General features: G+C 34.6%; 17 protein-coding genes. 12 read left to right on the top strand and 5 right to left on the bottom strand.

Going from position 1 to position 22,053, the window contains the following annotated elements; all coding sequences use genetic code 11:
- Window positions 1-61: 61 nt before the first annotated feature.
- The 9 genes from dinB (at window position 62) to DF185_RS04730 (ending at window position 9,857) form a co-directional block, all read left to right on the top strand.
- Window positions 62-1,276: a DNA polymerase IV gene (gene dinB, locus DF185_RS04770; protein WP_110359601.1), complete on the top strand. Its 1,215-nt coding sequence runs from the start codon at window positions 62-64 to the stop codon at window positions 1,274-1,276.
- Window positions 1,277-1,422: 146 nt separating this feature from the next.
- The gene (locus DF185_RS04765) at window positions 1,423-4,371 is read left to right on the top strand and encodes a DNA polymerase III subunit alpha (protein WP_110359600.1); all 2,949 of its coding nucleotides are present in this window, start codon (window positions 1,423-1,425) and stop codon (window positions 4,369-4,371) included.
- A 362-nt stretch (window positions 4,372-4,733) separates the two neighbouring features.
- Window positions 4,734-5,642, top strand: a complete 909-nt coding sequence (locus DF185_RS04760) for a YitT family protein (RefSeq protein WP_110359599.1) — start codon at window positions 4,734-4,736, stop codon at window positions 5,640-5,642.
- Between the two features lie 280 nt (window positions 5,643-5,922).
- A complete protein-coding gene (gene rpmB, locus DF185_RS04755) occupies window positions 5,923-6,165 on the top strand; it encodes a 50S ribosomal protein L28 (protein WP_054721835.1) in 243 nt (80 codons plus the stop codon).
- Window positions 6,166-6,179: 14 nt separating this feature from the next.
- A complete protein-coding gene (gene rpmG / locus DF185_RS04750) occupies window positions 6,180-6,362 on the top strand; it encodes a 50S ribosomal protein L33 (protein WP_054721833.1) in 183 nt (60 codons plus the stop codon).
- A 9-nt stretch (window positions 6,363-6,371) separates the two neighbouring features.
- Entirely contained in the window at window positions 6,372-6,527 is a 156-nt protein-coding gene (locus DF185_RS04745) for a DUF4295 domain-containing protein (RefSeq protein WP_110359598.1), read from the top strand.
- A gap of 159 nt (window positions 6,528-6,686) precedes the next feature.
- Window positions 6,687-7,637 carry a signal recognition particle-docking protein FtsY gene (ftsY, locus tag DF185_RS04740; RefSeq protein ID WP_110359597.1) on the top strand — a complete coding sequence of 317 codons (951 nt, stop codon included), beginning with the start codon at window positions 6,687-6,689 and terminating at the stop codon, window positions 7,635-7,637.
- A 294-nt stretch (window positions 7,638-7,931) separates the two neighbouring features.
- On the top strand, window positions 7,932-9,230 hold the full coding sequence (gene rimO, locus DF185_RS04735) for a 30S ribosomal protein S12 methylthiotransferase RimO (RefSeq protein ID WP_110359596.1): 1,299 nt from the start codon (window positions 7,932-7,934) through the stop codon (window positions 9,228-9,230).
- Between the two features lie 237 nt (window positions 9,231-9,467).
- Complete coding sequence (locus DF185_RS04730; protein ID WP_110359595.1) at window positions 9,468-9,857, top strand: HU family DNA-binding protein; 390 nt, start codon at window positions 9,468-9,470, stop codon at window positions 9,855-9,857.
- A gap of 75 nt (window positions 9,858-9,932) precedes the next feature.
- Here DF185_RS04730 and DF185_RS04725 read toward each other — a convergent pair whose 3' ends face one another.
- The 3 genes from DF185_RS04725 to DF185_RS04715 form a co-directional block, all read right to left on the bottom strand.
- Window positions 9,933-10,523: a 3'-5' exonuclease gene (locus DF185_RS04725; protein WP_110359594.1), complete on the bottom strand. Its 591-nt coding sequence runs from the start codon at window positions 10,521-10,523 to the stop codon at window positions 9,933-9,935.
- 58 nt (window positions 10,524-10,581) lie between these two features.
- Window positions 10,582-11,097, bottom strand: coding sequence for a thiol peroxidase (gene tpx, locus DF185_RS04720; RefSeq protein ID WP_110359593.1), 516 nt, complete (start codon window positions 11,095-11,097; stop codon window positions 10,582-10,584).
- Window positions 11,098-11,218: 121 nt separating this feature from the next.
- Window positions 11,219-13,717 (bottom strand): ATP-dependent Clp protease ATP-binding subunit, encoded by a 2,499-nt coding sequence (locus DF185_RS04715; RefSeq protein WP_110359592.1) that lies wholly within the window; start codon window positions 13,715-13,717, stop codon window positions 11,219-11,221.
- Window positions 13,718-14,023: 306 nt separating this feature from the next.
- On the opposite strand from DF185_RS04715, the gene gyrA reads away from it, so the two are divergent.
- The 3 genes from gyrA (at window position 14,024) to DF185_RS04700 (ending at window position 19,055) form a co-directional block, all read left to right on the top strand.
- Window positions 14,024-16,522 (top strand): DNA gyrase subunit A, encoded by a 2,499-nt coding sequence (gene gyrA, locus DF185_RS04710; protein WP_110359591.1) that lies wholly within the window; start codon window positions 14,024-14,026, stop codon window positions 16,520-16,522.
- A 101-nt stretch (window positions 16,523-16,623) separates the two neighbouring features.
- Window positions 16,624-17,793, top strand: coding sequence for a tetratricopeptide repeat protein (locus DF185_RS04705; RefSeq protein WP_110359590.1), 1,170 nt, complete (start codon window positions 16,624-16,626; stop codon window positions 17,791-17,793).
- A 92-nt stretch (window positions 17,794-17,885) separates the two neighbouring features.
- Window positions 17,886-19,055, top strand: a complete 1,170-nt coding sequence (locus DF185_RS04700; protein ID WP_110359589.1) for a tetratricopeptide repeat protein — start codon at window positions 17,886-17,888, stop codon at window positions 19,053-19,055.
- A gap of 119 nt (window positions 19,056-19,174) precedes the next feature.
- Here the strand turns inward: DF185_RS04700 and DF185_RS04695 are convergent, their stop codons facing one another.
- Both DF185_RS04695 and DF185_RS04690 read right to left on the bottom strand, forming a co-directional pair.
- A complete protein-coding gene (locus DF185_RS04695; RefSeq protein WP_110359588.1) occupies window positions 19,175-20,884 on the bottom strand; it encodes a hybrid sensor histidine kinase/response regulator in 1,710 nt (569 codons plus the stop codon).
- Between the two features lie 9 nt (window positions 20,885-20,893).
- Window positions 20,894-21,991, bottom strand: a complete 1,098-nt coding sequence (locus DF185_RS04690; protein ID WP_110359587.1) for an FIST signal transduction protein — start codon at window positions 21,989-21,991, stop codon at window positions 20,894-20,896.
- Window positions 21,992-22,053 lie beyond the last annotated feature (62 nt).

The following is a 22,053-nucleotide window of genomic DNA, read 5'->3' as shown; positions in this document are numbered from 1 at the left end:
TCAAAGATAAGGATAATAGACTAAATTATTGACAGGATTATGACGAAAATATCGACATTTAATGAAAAAGACAATATTACATATGGATTTAGACACATTTTTTGTGTCGTGTGAGAGGTTGCAGGACAGTAGGTTGAACAATCGACCAGTACTAATAGGAGGAACATCAGATAGAGGAGTGGTAGCAGCTTGTTCTTACGAAGCACGTATGTATGGCATTCATTCTGCCATGCCCATGAAAATGGCGCGTATGCTTTGCCCGGAAGCTGTTGTGATTAGAGGAAATAGTGGAACTTACAGCGAATATTCCGATCATGTAACAGAAATCATTAAGGAGCGTTCTCCTTTGTTCGAAAAATCATCTATTGATGAATTTTATATGGACATAACAGGAATGGATCGCTTTGTGAAGGAAAGCTACATGTGGTCAAAGGAATTGAGGGAAAAGATTATGAAGGAGACTCGCTTGCCTATTTCCTTTGGTTTATCTACTAGTAAAACGGTTTCTAAAGTAGGAACAGGAGAAGCCAAACCCAATAATCACATCAATATTAACAGTGGCGAAGAGGTGCCTTTTTTGGCCCCGCTTTCCATTAAAAAAATTCCGATGGTGGGCGATAAAACTTACCACAAGTTGCGAAGTATGGGGATAGAAAAAGTACGAACCGTACAAGAAATGCCCATGGAGTTAATGGAACGTGTACTGGGAAAAAACGGACAAGTGATTTGGAAAAAAGCACAAGGTATTGATAACACTCCGGTGATTGCATGGAACGAGAGAAAATCCATTTCTACCGAACGAACTTTTGAGCGAGATACCACTGATGTTGTGAAATTGCGCAGTATTTTGGTTGCAATGGCTGAAAATTTGGCTTACCAGCTCCGAAATGGAAACAAACTAACTGCTTGCGTGACGGTTAAGATTCGTTATTCCGATTTTCAGACTTATACCAAGCAGAAGCGAATCCCTTACACTTCGCTTGATCACACACTAATCGCTACAGTGCTCGATCTCTTTGATAAAATGTATGAACGCCGAGTTTTGATCCGACTCATAGGAGTTCGTTTCAGTAATTTGGTGGGAGGAACTTACCAAATTCGCCTGTTCGAAGACTCTGAAAAACTCATTAAGCTGTATCAGAAAATGGATCATTTGAGAAACAGGTTTGGAAAAAATGCGGTTAAACGCGCCATAGGAATGGATGTAAAAACCATTGGAGGAATGAATCCTTTTAACGGGCAAGCTCCAATTATTCCTGCTCATCGCAGACGATAAAACTCAATTAATAATTAACAATTAGTAATGAATAATAGAGCTTGATTTGATAACCATTACACCTAAAATAGATGATTAAAGTTTATAGCTCATACTAAGACAAAAGACATTATTACTCATTACTAATTATTCATTACTCATTATTAATGTTATTGAATTGCCACTCATATTATAGTTTTAAGTACGGAGCTCTTTCTGTAGAGGAGGTTTTAAAAGAAAGCCAGACAGGAGGACACGATACGATTGTATTAACTGATATTAATAATACAGCAGTAAGTCTCGATTTTGTACGACAGGCAAAGGAATTTAATGTACGGCCGCTTGTGGGAGCAGATATCAGGAATAGAGCGATACAGCAATATGTATTGCTGGCTAAAAGTGCGACTGGATTTCGGGAAATCAATGAGTTTTTATCAGAAAACCTGAATAACAGTAAAGTATTTGAACCAGAGGCTCCAGATTTGAATGAAGTTTATGTGATCTATCCATTTCAAAGCCAGTATAGAGATCTAAAAGCAAATGAATGCATTGGAGTCAGACCACAGGATTTACCTCACTTGCCATTCTCTGAATGGAAGAATAGACTGGATAAGCTGGTAATTCTACAAACTGCAAGTTTTCGCAACAAAAAAGATTACAATATTCATCGACTGCTGCGGGCTATTGATAGAAACACACTGCTAAGTAAGCTTTCGGAAGAAGAACAGGCGAGTCATGAAGATCTTTATAGAAGTAAGTCTGAACTGTTGGAATTGTATAAAGATTATCCTGAAATTATAAAGAATACAGAAGCTCTATTGGCAGCTTGCAGTATGGATTTCGAATTTGGAACCAACAAAAACAAGAAACTTTTTACCGATTCGGAGAAAGAAGATTTTAAACTGCTCATGAAATTGGCCTGTGAGGGATTAGAATATCGGTATCGTACAATAACCGATGAAATTTTAGACCGCTTAAATAAGGAATTGAAGGTGATTCGAGAACTTGGTTTCTGTTCCTACTTCCTGATCAATTGGGATTTGGTTCGCTATGCGCAAGGTGAAGGATATTACCATGTTGGAAGAGGAAGTGGAGCGAATAGTTTGGTTGCTTACTTGTTGAAAATCACTAATGTTGATCCGGTTGACTTAGATCTTTACTTTGAGCGCTTCATCAATCCTTTCCGATCATCACCTCCCGATTTTGATATCGATTTTTCATGGACAGATCGTGATGATGTCACACGTTATTTATTTGATAGATATGGTCCGGATAAAATTGCTTTGCTGGGAAACTTTATCACATTCAATCACAAATCAGCATTTCGCGAAATTGGGAAAGTATTTGGTTTACCTGACGAAGAAATCAGTCGCTTGCAAAAGAACTCCAATCCGGCGCAAGCCGATGAATATGGAAAGTGGGTCATTCGATACAGTCAATACATAAGTGGTTTTCCAAGTCACAATAGCATACATTCCAGCGGAATTTTGATTTCGGAAGAGCCCATTAGCAACTATTCGGCCACTGAATTATTGCCAAAGGGGTTTCCATCTACCCAATTTGATATGTACATTTCCGAAGATTTGGGCTTGCACAAGTTTGATATTTTAAGTCAGCGTGGTTTGGGAAAAATTAAAGATACATTGGCTATCATTAAGCAGAATCATGGAATAGATATCGATATTAACAATACCCAATTGTTTATGGAGGATTCTCGCGTAAAACAAATGCTCAAAAAAGGACAGGCAATTGGTTGTTTTTATGTGGAATCGCCGGCCATGCGCATGCTTTTAACCAAACTGAAAGCAGAAGATTACAAACGCCTGGTTGCTGCCAGTTCCATTATTCGTCCGGGAGTGGCCAAAAGCGGAATGATGCGAGAATACATTATTCGTTTTCAGAATAAGGAAAGGAGAAAACAGGCACAACGAGATTTGCCTGAATTGTATGATATACTTGAGGAAACCTATGGCGTAATGGTTTACCAGGAAGATGTAATTAAGGTGGCCCATTATTTTGCAGAACTAAGTTTAGATGAAGCGGATGTGTTGCGCCGGGGAATGTCATGGAAATTTAAACAGAGAAATGAATTTGCAAAGGTGAGAGATAAATTTTTCTCCAATTGTAGAGCAAAAGGTTATGCTGATGCAGTGGTGAGCAATATCTGGAAGCAAATAGAGAGTTTTGCCAATTATGCTTTTGCAAAAGGGCATTCGGCGAGTTATGCAGTCGAGAGTTTTCAGGCACTTTATTTAAAAGCGTATTATCCATTGGAATATATGGTAGCAACTTTAAATAATGGAGGAGGATTCTATTCTGCACAACTCTATTTGCATGAAGCGGTGATGCATGGTGCCAAGATAGAAGTACCTTGTGTAAATCGGAGTTCTTGGGAAAATATCATTGATGGAAATACCATTTGGCTGGGATTTTATCTTTTAAGAGACTTGGAACGCTCAACAGGAAAAAGATTGATTGAAGAACGCAGGGAACATGGAAATTTTAAAAGCTTGCGCGACTTTGTGAAACGTTTCCCAACTAGTTTGGAGCAATTGATAATATTAATACGCATTGGATCTTTTCGATTTACAGGTAAAGGAAAGAAAGAGTTGTTGTGGGATGCTCATTTTCTATTAGGGCATAGCAAGAAGACCAAGGCAGAAAGAACACTTTTTCAGGCAGAGGTAAAAGAGTTTGAGTTGCCTGAATTGTGGAAGCACAAGCTCGAAGATGCATTTGACGAATTGGAATTGTTAGGCTTATCTGTTCAATCACCATTTCAATTGGTAAAAAATGATTTGCCTTCCGACTTAAAAGCTTGTCATTTGCCTCGTTTAATCAATCGTTACATCAGAATTGTTGGTTTTTTAATTCATCGCAAACCCACAAAAGCCAGTAATGGTAAAATTATGTATTTTGGAACTTGGATAGATTTAGATGGACATTGGTTAGATACTGTGCATTTTCCACCTGTTGCCAAAGAATATCCGTTTCGTGGACCTGGCTGTTATGTTATAGAAGGGCAAGTGATGAATGAATATGGATTTCTAAGTATAGAAGTAAGTAAAATGGAGCGAATGCCAAATATAAGTATTGATGATGTCGTTTCAGCTTGAAAGCTCTCTTTTTGTGTGGTTTATATGTTTTGCATTTGCCTAAATGAAGGAAAAATGAGTGATGTAACGCTTATTAAAATATCCTGATTGTACATAATCGTGATTTTATGCTGTGTTTTTTTCACTCTATTACTATTTTAAAATCAGGAATAATACTTCTAATCACCTATTCATAAGTGAAAATTTGACGTCTTTTTTAATCGTTTTTTGAAAAGCTGTTAAAAAAAATATGCCAAACTTTCTTTTGGTTCTGTTTTTCAGTCATTTGTAAAAGTGAGAAAAATGAGAAAAAATCTTGCAAATAAAATTGGCGAATCTATTTTTGTCGGCGAATTTTTATCACTTTAACAAACACTATTAAAATGGCTTTTATTACTAAAGAAAAGTTCTTGTCGAATGAATGGTTAACAGCGTACACTTACCTGATTTTGGGTAGTATTATTTTTGCTGTTTCAGACATCTTATTTGTAGTACCTTACAAATTGGCTCCAGGTGGGGTATACGGTATTGCCACCGTACTAAACACTTTGTTTGGCTGGAAAATTAGTTATTCCACATTTGCAATGGAAATTCCGCTGGTAATTATAGGTACCATAATTTTAGGGCCTCGATTTGGAATTAAAACCATTGTTAGTATTGGTACAATTCTATTAACTGTTTGGGTCATGGAAACATATGTTGTTCCAGGATATCCAAAAGTAATTGCTGATCCAATGTTGAATACCATTGTTGCAGGTGTATTTTATGGTATTGCAATTGGAATGATCTTTAAGTCCAGAGCAACTTCAGGAGGATCTGATATTATTGCAATGATTTTTGCAAAATATACAAAGCTGTCATTAGGTAAATTGGTAATGATTGTTGATGGATTAATTGTGTTGTTCACTTTGGTACAGCCAACAGAAACAGGAGCAATTGGTTGGGAGTTTGCAATCTATTCATTAATCATTATTTATATCGAAGGTAAGATTATCGATATGGTGGTAAGTGGAGCAAACTATCACAAAACAGTTATGATTGTTTCAGACGAGTACGAATCAATCGTATCTAAGATTAAAGGAGATTTAAAACGTGGTGCAACTGTATTTACAGGTACAGGAGCTTATTCAGGTGAAGAAAGAAAAATGGTTTACTCGGTAATGAGTCGTAGAGAGCTTGAGATTTTGAAGCTACATGTTAAATCGGTAGATCCTGAGGCATTTGTAAACGTAACAGAAGCAAATGAAATTATCGGTAAAGGATTTAAATCTTTGAACGAGGAAGAAGAATAGAGAATAAACTCGAGATAATTGCTTAAATCCCTCCGAATTCGGAGGGATTTTTTTATTTTTGCATGTAGTATCACTTCAATTTACAATTCAGATATTTATTGTTTGTTATTCTGAATTCTGGCAGATCATAAAAACGTATTGTTTTTGCAGATTAGCGGGTGATTGATGCTGATTGAAATTATATCTGTAAAAAGTTGTAAAATAATTTGATTTTTTAGAAAATTATTACGTATTTTGCGACCTGTTTGAAAAGCGTTTAAGGAAAAAAATAATCTGGACTATGTCAAGAGTTTGTCAAATTACTGGAAAGAGCGTAATGGTGGGAAATAATGTTTCTCACTCTAAGAGAAGAACTAAAAGAAGATTCTATCCAAATCTTTTCGTTAAAAAGTTCTATCTTCCTGAAGAAGATCGTTGGATTGAATTGAAAGTTTCTGCTGCCGGAGTACGTCTAATTAATAAATTAGGTGTAAAAGGTGCACTTACTAAAGCTCAAGAAAAAGGATTTATTAAAAATTATTAAAAAAGGCATAGAAAATGGCTAAAAAAGGTAATAGAGTGCAAGTAATTCTTGAGTGCACTGAGCATAAGGAAAGCGGTATGCCAGGAACTTCAAGATACATCACTACTAAAAATAAAAAGAATACTCCAGATCGTATGGAGTTGAAGAAGTACAATCCTATTTTGAAGAAGGTAACCCTTCACAGAGAAATTAAATAATTTTAAGATATGGCTAAGAAAGTAGTAGCAACCCTACAGAAAGGTGAAGGCCGTGGTTACGCAAAAGTAATCAAAATGGTGAAATCACCTAAGACTGGTTCATACTCTTTTAAGGAAGAGATTGTACCAAATGAAAACGTTAAGGATTTCTTTGCTAAAAAGTAAGAAATTCATATCATACTGAATTATAAAAGCTTCCTGATTATTTGGGAAGCTTTTTTTGTGCTTTAAAGCAAAACTTTTATTGTTTTATTTTAAAACGTTTATTGTTAATTGTTTGTGTTTACGATTTTTTGTACTTTAGCAGCTTAAAATTTAGAAGAAATGGGATTATTTGGAAGTTTTTCGAAATCGAAAAAAGAAAATCTTAATAAAGGGTTAGCCAAAACAAAGGAAAGTGTGTTTAAAAAGCTTTCCAGAGCTGTTGTTGGTAAATCTACCGTTGATGATGATGTGCTTGATGAATTGGAAGAAGTATTGATTACTTCTGATGTGGGGGTGGATACAACATTAAAAATCATCGAACGAATTGAGGAGAGAGTTGCTAAGGAGAAATTCTTAGGAACATCAGAATTGAATAGAATCTTAAAAGAGGAAATTGCTGCTCTTCTTGAGGAAAATAATAAAGGTGATTACGATGCTTACGAACTTCCAAAATCAGAATACCCATATGTTATTATGGTGGTTGGTGTGAATGGTGTTGGAAAAACCACAACCATTGGTAAGTTAGCACATCAATTTAAGAATGCAGGAAAGAAAGTAATGCTTGGTGCAGCCGATACTTTCCGTGCCGCAGCTGTCGATCAGTTAATTATTTGGTCGGAGCGAGTTGGAGTTCCTGTTGTGAACCAAGGAATGGGAGCTGATCCAGCATCTGTTGCTTTTGAAACCTTAACTAAGGCTAAAGAAGAAGGATCTGATGTAGTGATCATTGATACTGCTGGACGTTTACACAATAAAATCAACTTGATGAATGAGTTGAGTAAGATTAAGCGTGTAATGGATAGAGTAATTCCTGGTGCTCCAAACGAAATCTTATTGGTGTTGGATGGTTCTACTGGTCAGAATGCATTCGAACAGGCAAAGCAATTTACCAAAGCAACTGAAGTAAATGCATTGGCAATTACCAAATTGGATGGTACTGCTAAAGGTGGAGTTGTGATTGGTGTTTCCGATCAGTTTAAAGTTCCAGTAAAATATATCGGAATTGGTGAAGGAATGGAAGATTTGCAGGTGTTCAACCGCGATGAATTTGTAGCTTCATTATTTGATTGAAAAGATCGAACATTATAATATAAGACAGGCTGCCATTTTTGGTAGCCTTTTTCTTTTTATACCAATTGCATGTCAAAATGATTTACCAATCGTTTTGCTAATTACAATAGCCTGTCCCGAATTTCGGGAGTTAATGCCGATACAGAATCACCTATTGATTTTTATCAATGCTTTTAATAATCATAGGAATTGATTCGTAATCGGTATAAATAGATTCAAAAGTAAGTATGGAGATGGGAAAAAGAGTAATTTATCCTATTTTTGCCAAAATTTAATTTGAGATAAGAGGATTGTATGAGTCAAAATAAAATCAACATTATAAGCTTAGGTTGTTCAAAAAACTTGGTCGATACAGAATTGTTAATGAAACAACTCGATGCAAACCAGTTTTCTGTTACATGTGAAGAGGAGAATAGCGATGCCAAAACCATTATTATTAATACATGTGGATTTATTGGCGATGCAAAAGAGGAATCGGTTGATACCATATTGCAATATGTAGAAGCAAAAAAAGATGGTAGAATCGATAAGCTTTTTGTGATGGGGTGTTTATCGGAAAGATACAGAGAACAGCTAAGTGAAGAAATTCCGGAAGTTGATAAGTATTTTGGGAAGTTCGATTGGAAAGGAATGGTAAATGAGTTGAATAAAGACTATGTGCCAGACTTCAAAAATTTAAGAGTTGTTACAACGCCAAAGCATTTTGCTTACCTAAAAATTTCAGAAGGATGTAATCGCTCATGTTCGTATTGTGCAATTCCAATTATTACTGGCAAACATGTGTCTCGTCCTATCGAAGATATTGTTGAAGAAGCAAAAAATCTTGTGAAAGACGGAGTGAAAGAACTTTTGGTAATTGCTCAGGATCTTTCTTATTATGGTATCGATTTGTACAAAGAATCGAAATTAGCAGAATTGGTTGAAGAGTTATCTAAAATTGAAGATCTGGAATGGATCAAGTTGCATTATGCATATCCAACTCAATTTCCTTACGGGATTTTAAAATTAATGCGTGAGAATCCAAAAGTTTGCCGTTACCTCGACATTGCCTTGCAACATTCAAGCGACAACATGTTAAATTTGATGCGAAGAGGTATAGATCGAGCTAAAACCATAGATCTTATCAAAAAAATCCGTGAAGAAGTACCAGGCATAACGCTTCGAACTACCATGCTGGTTGGTCATCCGGGTGAAACAGAGGAAGATATGGAAGATCTTAAAAATTTCGTTCAGGAAATGAAATTTGAACGTTTGGGCGTATTTCCTTATTCTGATGAAGAAGATACCTATGCTGCAAATCACTACGAGGATAATATTCCACAGGAAGAAAAGGAAAGAAGAAAAGAGGAAATCATGTTGATACAGCAAGACATTAGCATGGAAGCCAACAAAAAACGTTTGGGCGAAGAGTTAAAAGTAGTAGTCGACAGAAAAGAAGGTGATTATTACTATGGAAGAACCGAATTTGATTCTTACGAAGTAGATCCTGAGGTTTTGATTTCAGTAGAGAACGTAAACTTGAAAATAGGAGAGTTCTATAATGTTGAAATAACAGATTGTGAAGATTACGATTTGTTTGGAATTGTGAAGTAGAACAATCTTACAAAAATAGATTAAAGGCTATCTGTAAAAATGCAGATGGCCTTTTTTATGCAAATTATTAGTGATAAGTATGTTTTTGATATATATTAAAATAATATTTCATATATATTAAATCTAATTACAATATATATCAAAATAAATTTTAATATATATTGTAATTTACTATATTAGAGTGTTGCTAATATAAGTATATAACCTTTGGTTTTAATTAGATTACTCTATAAGAATATGGCTGTAAAGTACAAAGCGGTAAAAATGAATTCACCCTTAAAAAAGGAAGGGAAGAGTGAGAAATACTATCCTAGGGTTGCTAACCGACAAAAGCGAACACTAAGAGATGTTGCAGAAAGAATATCGGAAACTTCAACCTTTAGTACAACTGATGTAATTGGAGTTTTGGAGGCTTTCACAAGTCAGATTCCGTATTTTTTGAAAGACAATTGCAGTGTAGAATTGGGTGATTTGGGAACATTTTCTTTGCATATAAGTGGAGAAGGAGTAGATGATCCTGAACAAATAAATGCCTCGAAAATTAAAAGTGTAAAAATGGCATTTCGCCCAAGTACCAGAATAAAAGAAGATTTAATTAAGGTTGATTTTAGAAAAATAAAAAAGTGAATGTGAATTGAAAAAAGGGAACTTATACAGCTGGTTACTGTTTAGGTTCCCTTTTTCGTGCAAAGCATTTATTTCTTAAAACAAACTTCCTTGCTGTTGGTACATTCCTGATTTTTTCAATTCGAAAAAGCAGTCTGCACAAGCTATTACATCTGCAAGGGCATCATGAGCACCATCAAATCCCTTGTGGAAAAGATGCTGATGCAATTCAGTTAAATTTGGCCATTTGTAACCATATCTTCCAGGAATTTTGCAAATATTGGTAGTGGTTTTCATGGTACATATTTTTGGGATCTCTGCCAATTGACTTTTTACATCCTTACGAAGAAATTCAGCTCCAATTATCATTTCATCGAAACTAATATTGTGTGCAATTAAATATTCAGCATCATCCATTGCCGATGAAAATTCATTTAAAGCTTCGTAAAGATCTATACCTTCAGCAAGAGCTCTTTCTGTTGTAATGCCATGCACATCCGATGCTTCGGTTGGAATTGTAAAGTTTTCTGGTATTATAATTCGGTTGGCTGATTTAATTTCCTGATTGCGACTATCATACAATAACCAGGCTAATTGAACCAAACGTGGCCAATTGTCCAAATCTGTAACCGGAGCATTCCATTTCTTTGGTAATCCAGTTGTCTCGGTATCGAAAAATAAGTACATAAGTAGTGGTATTAAAAAAGCCCCCGAAGGAGCTTTCTGCTTATTCAATAAACTTAATTTATACTAAAGATTTAGCAACCTCTAAAGCTGCTTCATAATTTGGTTCTTCAGTCATTTCAGCTACATACTCAACGTGTTTTACTTCGTTGTTTTTGTCGATAACCACAACACCACGAGCAAGTAGACGTAATTCTTCAACTACGAAACCATACTTGTATCCGAAATCACATTCTTTATGATCTGATAAAGTAACCAGGTTTTCGATACCTTCAGCACCACAGAATCTACCTAAAGCAAATGGAAGATCGTTTGATAATGTAATGATTTGAATGTCTTTGTCAAGCGATGCAGCTTCTTTGTTAAATCTGTGAGTTTGAGCAGAACAAACACCAGTATCAATTGAAGGAAATACAGAAAGGATTTTCACTTTTCCATCAAAATCAGAAAGTTGAACAGGCGATAAATCTTGTCCAAGTGCTGTGAAGTTTTCAGCTTTCATTCCTGCATTTATTTCTGTTCCTACTAAAGTCATTGCATTTCCTGCAAATGTAACTTTGCTATTGTTTTTTTGCATAATTATGTATTTTGTCGTTTCGATCAAAGATAGAAATTGTTTTGATTTATTCTAAATAAATGAGAATAAAAAAGTGTGAAAAAAGAATAAAAAAAGCCGGAGATTAAATCTCCGGCTTTTTTTATTCTAGCTCCTTTTGAGCTTTTAGTATTTTGGTGGTGATTTTCTGTTTCGATTTGTCTAAACCTACCGAAATTGTATCACCTTCAGAGATGCTTGCTTTTATAATAACCTCTGCCATTTCATCTTCAAGATACTTTTGAATTGCTCGTTTTAATGGACGGGCACCAAACTGAACATCGTATCCTTTTTCTGCGATAAAATCTTTCGCTGCAGTAGAAATTTTGATGTTATAACCCAAGTCATTGATTCTCTTGTATAATCCGTTAAGTTCGATGTCGATAATCTTGTGAATATCTTTCTGAGTTAAAGAATTAAACATGATCAAATCATCAATTCTGTTCAAGAATTCAGGAGCGAAAGCTTTTTTCAATGCCTTTTGGATAATGCTATTGGCATACTCGTTAGAATCATTTCCACCAGTTTGGAAACCAATGCCTTTCCCGAAATCTTTCAGCTCACGACTACCAATGTTCGAAGTCATGATGATGATAGAGTTTTTGAAGTCAACTCTTCGTCCTAAACTGTCAGTTAACTGACCATCATCTAATAGCTGCAGCAAAATATTGAATACATCAGGATGTGCTTTCTCGATTTCATCCAAAAGAACTACTGAATAAGGCTTTCTTCTTACTTTCTCAGTTAGTTGTCCACCTTCTTCGTATCCAACATATCCCGGAGGTGCTCCAACCAATCTTGATACAGCAAATTTTTCCATGTATTCACTCATATCAATTCGGATTAAAGCATCTGAACTATCGAAAAGATATTCTGAAAGAACTTTTGCCAACTGAGTTTTACCAACACCAGTAGGACCTAAGAAAATGAATGTTCCAATAGGTTTGTTAGGATCTTTTAAACCAGCACGATTCCGCTGTATTGCCTTTACAATTTTAGCAATAGCATCGTCCTGACCAACTACTTTACCCTGCAGTTCATCATCCATTTTTAGCAGGCGAGAACCTTCAGCTTGTGCAATTCTCTTTACAGGAACTCCTGTCATCATTGCAACAACTTCTGCAATATCTTCTTCAGAAACCTTTTCCTTTTTAAGGCTTAGTTCCTGTTCCCATTTTTCTTTTTCTTTTTCTAGATCTTCAGAGAAGTTCTTTTCTTTATCTCTAAAGCTAGCTGCCAATTCAAACTTTTGAGCTTTAACGGCTTTAATTTTGCTCTGGCGAGTATCTTCAATCTTTTTCTCAAGTTCTTCGATAATTACCGGAACATGGATGTTTGAAATGTGAACACGAGAACCCGCTTCATCCAATGCGTCAATTGCTTTATCCGGAAGATACCTGTCGCTTATATATCTGGAAGTTAACTTCACACAAGAATCGATAGCTTCATCGGTGTAATACACATTGTGATGATCTTCATAACGTTCCTTGATATTGTTTAGAATCTCTATGGTTTCCTCAGGGGAGGTAGGTTCTACCATCACTTTTTGAAAACGCCTTTCTAATGCACCGTCTTTCTCAATATTCTGACGATATTCATCCAGGGTTGTTGCTCCAATACATTGAATTTCTCCACGAGCAAGAGCTGGTTTTAACATGTTGGCGGCATCTAAAGAACCAGTTGCGCCTCCAGCACCAACAATGGTGTGAATCTCATCAATAAACAAGATAATATCCGTTGTCTTAGATAGTTCATTTAGAATGGCTTTCATTCTCTCTTCGAACTGACCGCGATATTTGGTTCCCGCAACAATCGAAGCCAAATCCAAGGTAACTACGCGTTTACCAAATAGTACGCGCGAAACTTTCTTCTGAACAATTCTTAAAGCCAAGCCTTCAGCAATGGCAGATTTACCAACACCAGGTTCACCAATTAAAATTGGATTGTTCTTTTTACGACGACTTAGGATTTGTGCCAATCGTTCAATTTCAGTCTCCCTTCCCACAATTGGGTCTAAGGTTCCTTCTTCTGCCGATTTTGTAATATCGATACCAAAGTTGTCCAATACAGGAGTTTCGGATTTACCACGAGCGCTTGATCCTTTTGATCCGCCAGACATTCCACCTTTTCCTTCGCGTTCTTCTGATGGATAATCAGCCTGAGCTTTAGGGAACAAAGTTTTTAAATTCTCTTTAACCTTATTATAGTCTACAGTTTGATCCTCTAATATTTGAGTAACCATACTCTTATCATCCTTTAATATGGCAAGGAGTAAATGACTGGTGTCAATGGTGTTATTTTTTAAGGCCTTAGCCTCCAAATAAATCAATTTAAGAACTCTTTCAGCTGATCGTTGTAAAGGAATGTTGTTTTGATCTAAATCAGTAATTGTATCCGATTTAATTTCCCTTTCAATGTTTTTTCTGATGTCGTAAAGATCAACACCCAAAGAGATAAGGATATCAACAGCAATGCCTTCACCTTCTCGAAGAATTCCTAAAAACAAATGTTCTGTTCCAATAGCACTATTCCCAAGCCTTTCAGCTTCTTCTTTGCTGTATGAAAGAACATCTTTAATACGAGGTGAAAATTTTGAATCCATATAGTAGGTCTTTAAATTAAATTCTTAAGTAATTGTAATGTCAATATTCGAAATAATATTTCTCGAATTGATTAAAGCAACATTAAAATAATGAAAAAATATTAGATACCGCCTAATTTCTGCATCAATTTTCAATTAAAAACTCAATTGGAATCGGAATTAAACTAGAAATCAAGCTCTAATGTAAAATTGCAAAATATTTATCTTAATCCATACACAAATATAGATGCTTTTCTTACGCAAAAATCACATATTTTGTTACTTTTGTAGTTCTGAGAAAAGTTTAGAATTTTAAATTAAATATAGATGACTACGGGAGAAAGAATTATACGTATCAACATCGAGGAGGAAATGAAATCAGCCTATATCGATTATTCGATGTCCGTTATTGTTTCCAGAGCCTTGCCAGATGTTAGAGACGGCTTAAAACCGGTTCACCGAAGAGTACTTTTCGGAATGGGCGAGTTAGGTATCACAGCAAATAAACCGTATAAAAAATCAGCAAGAATTGTTGGTGAGGTATTGGGGAAATATCACCCACATGGTGATAGCTCGGTATACATGACTATGGTTCGTATGGCTCAACATTGGTCTTTACGTTACCCATTGATTGACGGACAAGGAAACTTCGGTTCTGTAGATGGTGATAGCCCTGCTGCTATGCGTTATACAGAGGCAAGAATGGATAAGATTGCTGAAGAAACTTTATCGGATCTTGATAAAGATACTGTTGATATGGTTCCAAACTTTGATGAATCGTTAAAGGAGCCAACTGTACTTCCAACCCGTATTCCTAATCTTCTTGTAAATGGTGCATCAGGTATTGCTGTAGGTATGGCAACCAATATGCCACCTCATAACTTAGCGGATACGATTGATGCGATTGTAACCACTATTGATAATAAAGAAGTGGAAATGGATGAGCTTATTAAGATTATCAAAGCTCCTGATTTTCCAACAGGTGGTACTATTTACGGATATCAAGGTGTTAAAGAGGCGTTTGAGACAGGTAAAGGTCGTGTAGTAATTCGTTCCAAAACTAATATTGAAACGGATGAAAAAGGCCGTGAAAAGATAATTGTAACAGAAATCCCATACATGGTTAATAAGGCTGAGCTGATTATGAAGGCTGCTGATTTAATCAATGATAAAAAGATAGATGGAATTTCGAATGTAAACGATGAATCGGATCGTAATGGTATGAGAATCGTTTTCGATCTTAAGAGAGATGCAATTGCAAATGTTGTGTTGAATAAGTTGTTCAAATACACACAAATGCAAACTTCTTTCAGTGTAAACAATATTGCACTGGTAAAAGGTCGACCAAGATTGCTTAATCTACGAGATCTAATCGATAATTTCGTAGAGCACAGACATGATGTTGTTGTTCGCAGAACTCAATATGAATTAAGACAAGCAGAAAAGAAAGCTCACATCCTTAAAGGGTTAATTATAGCATTAGATCATATTGATGAAGTGATTGCATTAATCAGAGGTTCTAAGACTCCGGAGGAAGCGAAGAATGGATTGATGAGCAATTTTGAATTAGATGAAATTCAAGCGAAAGCAATTCTTGATATGCGCTTGCAGAAGCTTACAGGTTTAGAACGTGAGAAATTGCATGAGGAATACGAAGAATTGATGAAGTTAATCGATCACTTGAATGCAATTCTTGCTAATGAACCGATGAGAATGGATATCATTAAAGAAGAATTGTTGGAAGTTAAAGCAAAATACGGTGATGAAAGAAGGACAGATATTGTTTATGCTTCTGAAGAATTCAATCCAGAAGATTTCTATGCTGATGAAGAAATGGTAATTACGATTTCTCACATGGGTTACATTAAACGTACACCATTGGCAGAGTTTAAGACACAGCATAGAGGTGGTGTAGGTTCAAAAGGATCTATTACTAGGGAAGAAGATTTCCTTGAGCACATGATTATGGCTACAATGCATAATACTATGTTGTTCTTTACGGAAAAAGGAAAGTGTTTCTGGTTGAAAGTATACGAAATCCCAGAAGGAACTAAACAGTCGAAGGGTAGAGCTATTCAAAATCTATTGAATATTGAACCTGACGATAAAGTGAAAGCATATATTAATGTTTTGAATCTAAAAGAAGAAGAGTATATTAACAACAATTACATTGTTCTATGTACGAAGAAAGGTGTTGTTAAGAAAACTCCACTTGAAGCTTATTCTCGTCCTAGAGTAAATGGGGTAAATGCCATCACTGTTCGTGAAGGAGATCAACTTTTAGAAGCCAAACTTACCAATGGTAAAAATGAGATTTTGATTGCAGGACGTTCTGGTAAAGCCATTCGATTTGCAGAAGATCAAGTTCGTTCTATGGGTAGAACAGCCTCTGGAGTGCGCGGAATTACTCTGAAAGACGAGAGTGATGAAGTTGTTGGCATGATATGTGTTGAGAATGGAGAAGAGGATATTCTTGTTGTTTCGGAAAATGGTTATGGTAAAAGATCAAATATTGATGATTACAGAATTACCAACAGAGGTGGTAAAGGTGTTAAAACCATAAGTATTACTGAAAAAACTGGTGATTTGATTGCTATTAAGAATGTAACTGACAATGATGATTTGATGATCATTAACAAATCAGGTATTACTATTCGTTTGGCAGTTTCGGATCTAAGAGTTATGGGACGTGCAACTCAGGGGGTTCGTTTAATCAACTTAAGTAAGAAAAGTGATTCAATTGCTGCTGTGGCTAAGGTGAACTCATCGAACGAAGATGAAGAAAATGAGTCTCCAGAACAACAGACTGAGGGTACTGAAGAGTAACATTTGATACTTAGAATAATTATAAAGTGATTAATCTTGTTCGAATATTCAAAGAAAGGTATATTTTTGTTCGAGATTGTTATAAAAACTAAACATTGATTATGAGAAAATTATCATTAATTCTGGTTATGATTTTGAGCGTTTCAGCTGTATTCGCTCAAAAAAGTAAGGTTACCGGAGCACAAAATTATCTAACTTCAGGTAAGTTAGATAAAGCTAAAGAGGCTATCGATGAAGGAATTAAGCATGAAAAATGTGTAAACTACCCAAAAGCTTATCTTGTAAAAGGTAAAGTTTACCAAGGTATTTTCGAAAGTCCACTTCCTGCATATAAAGGTTTGGATAAAAATCCACTTGATGTTGCTTTTGATGCATATTTGAAAGCTTTAGAACTAGATGAAAAAGGAAAAATGGTTAAGCCTGTAAAAGCTCAAATGACCAATATGATTCCTGATTACACCAATGAAGCAGTAAATCGTTACAATGAAGGCGATCATTCTGGTGCATTAGCAGCTTTTGAAAGAGTATTGGAAATTGAAGCTATGGATATGTTTAAAGATAATCCTGTAGTAGATACAGCGGTTATATTTAACGCAGGTATGGCTGCTCAAAAAGCTGAAAAGTATGATAAAGCGATTAAGTATTACAAACAATCAATTGACTACAATTATGGAGGAGCAAAATCATATGCTAACTTGGCTAATGTTTTAAAAACAAGTGGTAATGAAGCTGAAGCTGTGAAATATCTTCACAAAGGTTTTGAGCTATTCCCAAATGATTCATGGATGCTAGTTGAGCTTATTAACTACTACATGTTAGGAGGAGAACCTCAAAAAGCAGCTGATTATCTTGACAAAGCGATTGCTTTAGATCCTAATAATGGTTCTTTCTATCGTGCAAAAGGTACCTTATATGAAAAGACTAAGGAGCCTGCAAAAGCAGAGGAGATGTATAAAAAAGCATTAGAATTAACTCCGGATGATTTCACATCTCAGTATAACCTAGGACTTTTAAAATTGAATGCTGCCATTGCTAAGCATAAAGAAGCTAACGAAATTATGGATGCTAAAAAGTACAACGAAGCAATTAAGGTTGTTTATGCAGAGTACGAAAAAGTAATTCCATATTTTGAAAGAGTTCTTGAAATGCAACCAGATGAGAAAAACTCATTGATTACTTTGAAAGAATTATATTTCAAGCTTAGAAATGAAAAAGAAGCTTATTTAGAAAAATACAACGAAGTGAAAGCGAAGTTGGACGGAATGGAATAAGATTTTTATATTGACATAAAAAAGAGGGAAACATTGTGTTTCCCTCTTTTTTTTGTTACATTTAAACATTATTAAGTTTAATTATAGAAAACATGAAAAAATTATCATTCATTCTGGTTTTGATTATGTGCGTTTCTTCTGTATTCGCGCAAAAGAGCAAAGTTACCGGAGCACAAAATTATCTTACTTCAGGAAAGTTAGATAAAGCTAAAGAAGCTATTGATGAAGGAATTCAGCATGAAAAGTGCTTGAACTATCCTAAAGCTTATCTTGTAAAAGGTAAAGTTTACCAAGGAATTTTTGGAAGTCCGCTTCCTGCTTATAAGAAATTAGAAAAAAATCCTTTGGATATTGCTTATGCAGCATATTTGAAGGCACTTGAGTTAGATGAGAAAGGGAAGATGCTTAAGCCTGTTAAAGCTCAGATGACCAATATGATTCCTGATTATACAAATGAAGCTGTCACTCGTTATAATGAAAAAGATTATGATGGAGCATTGGCTGCATTTGAAAAGGTTCTTGAAATTGAATCAATGGATTTATTTAAAGATAATCCAGTTGTTGATACAGTTGTAATTTATAATGCTGGTATGGCTGCTCAAAAAGCTGAAAAATTTGAAAAAGCTATCAAATATTACAAGCAATCTATTGATTATAACTATGGTAGGGCAAAAACATATGCATATTTATCGAAAGTTTTAAAAGCTAATGGTGATGAAAAAGAAGCTGTAGATTATATTCATAAAGGGTTTGAGTTGTACCCAAATGATCCTGATATGCTTGTTGAATTAATTAATTATTACATGTTTGGAGGAGAACCTCAGAAAGCTGCCGATTATCTAGATAAAGCGATTGCATTGGATCCAAAAAATGCAACTTATTATAGTGCAAAAGGTCAATTGTATGATAAAATGGGTGAGGCAGACAATGCCGTTGCGATGTATAAAAAATCAATAGAACTAGATCCAAAAGCATTTATCCCTAGATATAATTTGGCCATTATAGAATCAAACAAAGTTAGTAAGCACCATAAAGAGGTTAATGAAATTATGGATGCTAAAAAGTACAACGAAGCAATTAAGGTTGTTTATGCTGAGTATGAAAAGGTAATTCCATATTTTGAAAGTGCACTCGTAGTAAAACCAGGTGAAAAGAATACGTTATTGATTTTGAAGGAGATTTATTTTAAACTTAGAAATCAAAAAGAAACTTACCTTGAAAAATATAATAAGGTAAAAACCCAATTGGATGGTATGCAATAAAGCTAAATTAGGGGTCAATGTATGGCCCTTTTTTTATATTTATAATATTGACATAATATGAATTATAAGACTTTTAATTAAAGCTACATATGTGTGAGTTATAAATCAACACGAAGTTGTTATTGCAAATATTCTTGCAAGATTTGAATTAGTTTTCGAGGATCAATAGGTTTTGTAATGAAATTATCAGCTCCTGCATTCAAACAATCTTCACGTTCGTTGTTCATTGCATATGCAGTCTGTACAATAACAGGAATTGATTTATTCGTATTCTTAATCTGTTTAATTGCTTCCATGCCATCAATTTCAGGCATTCGAATATCCATTAACACTAAATCAATTTTAGGGTTGTTATCACGACAAAATTGAATTGCATCTTTCCCATTTTTAGCCCAAACAACTGAAGCGTCTGTTAATTCGATAATGGCATTTAGGTAATTAAAATTAGACCGAACATCTTCGGCTATTAAAATATTCTTTTCAGAAAAATTTAAATCATTAATAGAATCAAGATTATCTTTTGAGCTTGGTTTAGTGTTGTTTAATAAGTCCATTTGAATTCTACCGCTGCCGGATAATCTGAAGTAAAAATTAGAACCAACACCTTCTTCAGAGTCAAACCAAATTTCTCCCTCCAATAATTTAATTAATTTTTTACACAAAGTAAGCCCTAATCCAAATCCTTCGAATTTTCTATTGGCTTCATAATCCAATTGTCGAAATACTTCAAAAATATGTTTTTGTTTTTCTTGTGAAATTCCGATTCCAGAATCTCTTATGTAGAATACAGGAATGGATTTATCATCTATATAATATCCTAATTCAACCTTACCTCTACTCGTAAATTTAATAGCATTATCAACCAAACTATCCATTATTTGAATCAATTTATCACGGTCAGATTCAATTTGTATATCCTCAGAATTGTTAGGACATACCAATTTAAAATTTACTTGAGGCTTATTGGTGAGCTGAGAATTTAAATGAGCTTTTACTTCCCTTAATGCTTCATTGATTTTAAAGGTTTTCAAAGTGGAATGTAGTTGGTTAGAATCTACTTTTGATACATACAATAGATTATTAACCATTTTAAGTAGTTTACCACTGCTATTCAATATGTTATCAATGAATCCTTTTTGCTCTATGGGATTAATATCTTGATTTTTCAATAGATTTGAAAATCCAATTATTGCATTAATTGGAGTTCTAAATTCATGACTAATATTTGAAAGAAATGCCGACTTTAGTTCATTTGATTCTTCAGCAACTTTCTTCGCTTTTTCTAATTCTTTCTGAGTCTTTGAAATTGTGATTAGATCAAGAATAGACTTTTCATGAAACAAACAAGCCTTTACTGAAACGGCAAATTTATTGATTACATTTTTAAGTTTCCTTTGTTCAATTTCATTCCATATTTTGTCCTGAGCTGAAGAATATAAAACTACAAAACCCAACTCTTGTAATTTGTAACAAGTGATTACGCCTCTCTCCTTTTTTTTAAATCCAATGGCTTCTCTCGCTTCAATGCTTAGTGGAATTGAAAACGAATCTTTTTCTTCAAAACATTGATTTAAAAAAACTGAGTCCTCTATATCAGTTTGTTCAAGTTTAATTTGTGGATGTGAATATATTACTGTATACCCTGTAGCTTTTGCTGAGTATGGAATACTATAATTCCGAATCCAAACGCCTCCAAACTCCAGATTTTTTCTTGACATCAAAGTTTGTACGAAATTTTTGCAGTTTTCTTTTCTATCAAGAGATTGTCCAACAGATAAAGAAAGTTCGTATAAAAACGATATATCAGTAATTAAGCTATTCGTATTCATTATTATAAATTAATATGCTAGTCCTAAAACAATAGATTTGTTCAGTAATTCCAAGTATCCTTCTCCGCTGGAATAAACTTCTCCTATAGATAAGGCTCCTTCTAATTCGCAATTAGGGAAATTTGTAATTAATTCATTATTAAATGCTTTCAATTCATCATCAAACTGTTTTTGTAGATGCTTAACTCTTGATATACAGCTAAACATTATTGCTAATGGATTACTCTTAGCTTCCTCAATACAATTGGATATCATTGTTTTTGATATACTTTGCAGCTGTTCTTTTTCAATTGCCAGAATATCTATTAATGAGTTTTCAGGAATATTACCGACACATGTTATGTGTCCACTGGAATTTACATTAAACGGATCACGCACAATGTAATCTCTGTCTTCTTTATAGATTCCAAATGGGAAATGAATTGAATGTACTGAGAAATTTTCTTTGGTTAGGCTTAGGTTTTGAGTTTCTTTGAGACACTTCTGATATACATCAAAAGCATTTTCCCAGTTAAGCTCTTTTATTAAATTTTTTTCAGATTTGGTAACGATAAATGGACCTTCGGACTTTTGCCAACCATGTTTCGCATCCATTTTAGTATTTGAATTTAGAAAAACCACAATGGTTCCAGTATTAAATACTCCATCATTTGTTAATAAAATGCCTTTATCTTTGGCTTTCAGGTAGCCAACCCCACCACCGAAAAAACGGACATTATTTCCTAAATGAGTAAAAAGTGTGGTCAAATGATCAGATGCCTTATCAGAAAGACCATCAATTAAAGTAAATGCAGTAGTAAATTCATGATCGTGATAATCTGCAAATTGATTTAAAAACTCCTCCTCCGAGTTGAAATAAATTGGAACTACATCCAAATTAACCTTTTTAATTATTATACCGGAGTCAGATGTAAGATTTTTATATATCACTTTAGGAAACACTCCTCCTATAAACAAGTGCTTTGCTCTATTCAAAGAAAGTACTAGTTCTTCCAGGTTTAGCCTACAGTTTTCTCCAATCATTAGTAAAAACTGAGAATTATCAGAAACAGAAAGTTTCTTTAATCCATTAAGAATACTATTGATAGTAGGCTTTTCTAAATACATAAACCTTAAAAGTGATTGGTGTGATTTACAATGTTAGCAAAATAAAAAAATAATTTCTCTCA

The organism is Marinifilum breve (assembly GCF_003202155.1).
Lineage (GTDB): Bacteria > Bacteroidota > Bacteroidia > Bacteroidales > Marinifilaceae > Marinifilum > Marinifilum breve.
This window is presented reverse-complemented; position numbering and strand designations above follow the sequence as displayed.

Coding starts and splice junctions, on each gene's coding strand:
- dinB (WP_110359601.1), top strand. CDS start 62: ATGAAAAAGACAATATTACATATGGATTTAGACACATTTTTTGTGTCG.
- DF185_RS04765 (WP_110359600.1), top strand. CDS start 1,423: ATGTTATTGAATTGCCACTCATATTATAGTTTTAAGTACGGAGCTCTT.
- DF185_RS04760 (WP_110359599.1), top strand. CDS start 4,734: ATGGCTTTTATTACTAAAGAAAAGTTCTTGTCGAATGAATGGTTAACA.
- rpmB (WP_054721835.1), top strand. CDS start 5,923: ATGTCAAGAGTTTGTCAAATTACTGGAAAGAGCGTAATGGTGGGAAAT.
- rpmG (WP_054721833.1), top strand. CDS start 6,180: ATGGCTAAAAAAGGTAATAGAGTGCAAGTAATTCTTGAGTGCACTGAG.
- DF185_RS04745 (WP_110359598.1), top strand. CDS start 6,372: ATGGCTAAGAAAGTAGTAGCAACCCTACAGAAAGGTGAAGGCCGTGGT.
- ftsY (WP_110359597.1), top strand. CDS start 6,687: ATGGGATTATTTGGAAGTTTTTCGAAATCGAAAAAAGAAAATCTTAAT.
- rimO (WP_110359596.1), top strand. CDS start 7,932: ATGAGTCAAAATAAAATCAACATTATAAGCTTAGGTTGTTCAAAAAAC.
- DF185_RS04730 (WP_110359595.1), top strand. CDS start 9,468: ATGGCTGTAAAGTACAAAGCGGTAAAAATGAATTCACCCTTAAAAAAG.
- DF185_RS04725 (WP_110359594.1), bottom strand. CDS start 10,523: ATGTACTTATTTTTCGATACCGAGACAACTGGATTACCAAAGAAATGG.
- tpx (WP_110359593.1), bottom strand. CDS start 11,097: ATGCAAAAAAACAATAGCAAAGTTACATTTGCAGGAAATGCAATGACT.
- DF185_RS04715 (WP_110359592.1), bottom strand. CDS start 13,717: ATGGATTCAAAATTTTCACCTCGTATTAAAGATGTTCTTTCATACAGC.
- gyrA (WP_110359591.1), top strand. CDS start 14,024: ATGACTACGGGAGAAAGAATTATACGTATCAACATCGAGGAGGAAATG.
- DF185_RS04705 (WP_110359590.1), top strand. CDS start 16,624: ATGAGAAAATTATCATTAATTCTGGTTATGATTTTGAGCGTTTCAGCT.
- DF185_RS04700 (WP_110359589.1), top strand. CDS start 17,886: ATGAAAAAATTATCATTCATTCTGGTTTTGATTATGTGCGTTTCTTCT.
- DF185_RS04695 (WP_110359588.1), bottom strand. CDS start 20,884: ATGAATACGAATAGCTTAATTACTGATATATCGTTTTTATACGAACTT.
- DF185_RS04690 (WP_110359587.1), bottom strand. CDS start 21,991: ATGTATTTAGAAAAGCCTACTATCAATAGTATTCTTAATGGATTAAAG.